Genomic DNA, 1,912 nt, shown 5'->3' on the forward strand with positions numbered 1-1,912 from the left:
GATGCGCGACCTGGCGGCGGAGTTCCCGGAGCGCACCCTCCTCGCGGTGGACACGCTGGCGGCCTCCGGTGGCGAGGGCCTGCTCGTGTGGCATGCCGTGCAGCGCGCCCGCGCCGGCGCCCCCCATCGGGGAGGTGCGCGACTGGGTGGAGGAGAACAAGCTGCACCTGGCCCACTGGTTCACGGTGGACGACCTCATGTTCCTGTTCCGCGGCGGGCGCGTGTCGAAGACGGCCGCCTGGGCGGGCACCATGCTCAACATCAAGCCGGTCATGCACGTGGACGACGAGGGGCATCTCATCCCGCTCGAGAAGGTGCGCGGCCGCAAGAAGTCGCTGAACGCGCTCGTGGACCACATGGAGAAGAGCGCCGTCCAGCCCATCGACCAGCAGATGGTGTTCATCACCCACGGCGACTGCCTCGAGGAGGCCGAGTACGTGGCCGAGCAGGTGAAGGAGCGCTTCGGCGTGAAGGAGGTCGTCATCAACTACGTCGACCCCGTCATCGGCGCCCACTCCGGCCCCGGCACCATGGCCCTGTTCTTCCTTGCCGACAAGCGCTAGCCTTGATCTTGAGCGGGCCGCCGGGCAACCGACGGCCCGCCGTCACTTGTAGTCCGCCGGGTTCTTGCTGGACGAGCCGGTGGTGTTCTCCTCGTTGCGCAGCTCGTGGCCGAAGCGCACGGCGGCCTCGCCGAAGCGGTCCTTCACGAGGTCGGTGGCCTCGATGAGGCCGCGGCGCTTGCGCTCGTCGCGCACGACGGGCTCGACGTCGTCAGCGGACGGCGCCGCCTCGGCCACGTCGAAGAGGCTCTCCTGCACGACGCCCTCCTCCGAAAAGCCGCTCATGCCCACGCCGATGAGGCGCAGCGGCGTGCCGGGGCGCCACACCTCGTCGACCATGGCATAGAGCAGCGGCGTGTAAGCCAGCTCGTCATCGCTCGGGCGCGGCAGTTGGCGCTGCACCGAGCGCACGCTCAGGTCGTCGAACTTCACGCGCAGCGCGAGCGTGCGGCCGCGCAGGCCCTTGCGGCGAAGGCGGCGGCCCACCTTCGCCGCCATCGTGGCGATGGCGGCCTCCACGTCCTCGCGGCGGGTCAGATCCGTCGCGAACGTCATCTCGTTGGACACCGACTTCACGGCATCGTCCTGCTCGACCGGCGCGTCGTCGCCGCCGTTCGCCCGCACGTGCATCACGCGCCCGAGCTTGCCGAACACGCGCTCGAGCATGCGCAGGTCGGCGTCGGCCAGCTGCCCCAGCGTGCGGATGCCGCGCGATTTCAGCTTCTCCTCGGCCGATGCGCCGATGCCGCTCATCACTCGCACGGGCAGCGGCGCCAGGAAGTCGCGCTCGCTGCCGGGGTAGACCACGGTGAGGCCGCGCGGCTTGTCCATGTCCGAGGCGATCTTCGCGATGGTCTTGGAGGTGCCTGCGCCGATGGAGCATGTCACCCCCAGCTCCTCCACGCGCCGCTGGATGCGCTGGGCCACCCGCACCGGGTGCTCGCGGTTCACCACGGTAGGCGTGACGTCCAGGAACGCCTCGTCGATGCTCACCTGCTGCACATGCGGCGTCTCGGAGCGCAGGATGGCCATGATGGCGTTGGACACCTCGCGGTAGCGATCGAAGCGCCCGTGCGTCCAGATGGCGTCGGGGCACAGGCGGCGCGCCGTCGACGAGGGCATGGCGCTTCTCACCCCGTAGGGCCGCGCCTCGTAGGAGGCGGTGGACACCACGCCGTGCTTGTCCGCATCGCCGCCCACGATGACGGGCTTGCCACGCCAGGCAGGGTGGTCCAGCTGCTCGACCGAGGCGAAGAACGCGTCCAGGTCCACCAGCAGGATGGCCGACCCCTCCCACGGCTCGAGCGGCAGCGGGCGCGCCGGAGCTTCCCCTGCCGGCGGGCGGGAGG

Annotated in this window: 2 protein-coding genes; one reads left to right on the plus strand and one right to left on the minus strand. The window is 70.5% G+C overall.

Annotated elements, in window-relative coordinates; translation table 11 throughout:
* The first annotated feature begins 92 nt into the window (after positions 1–92).
* Positions 93–563: a DegV family protein gene (locus GPA_RS02090; protein WP_015538802.1), complete on the plus strand. Its 471-nt coding sequence runs from the start codon at positions 93–95 to the stop codon at positions 561–563.
* 42 nt (positions 564–605) lie between these two features.
* Here GPA_RS02090 and dinB read toward each other — a convergent pair whose 3' ends face one another.
* A complete protein-coding gene (dinB, locus tag GPA_RS02095) occupies positions 606–1,874 on the minus strand; it encodes a DNA polymerase IV (RefSeq protein WP_041239960.1) in 1,269 nt (422 codons plus the stop codon).
* Between the last annotated feature and the right edge of the window lie 38 nt (positions 1,875–1,912).

It is taken from the genome of Gordonibacter pamelaeae 7-10-1-b, assembly GCF_000210055.1.
GTDB classification, from domain to species: Bacteria; Actinomycetota; Coriobacteriia; order Coriobacteriales; family Eggerthellaceae; genus Gordonibacter; species Gordonibacter pamelaeae.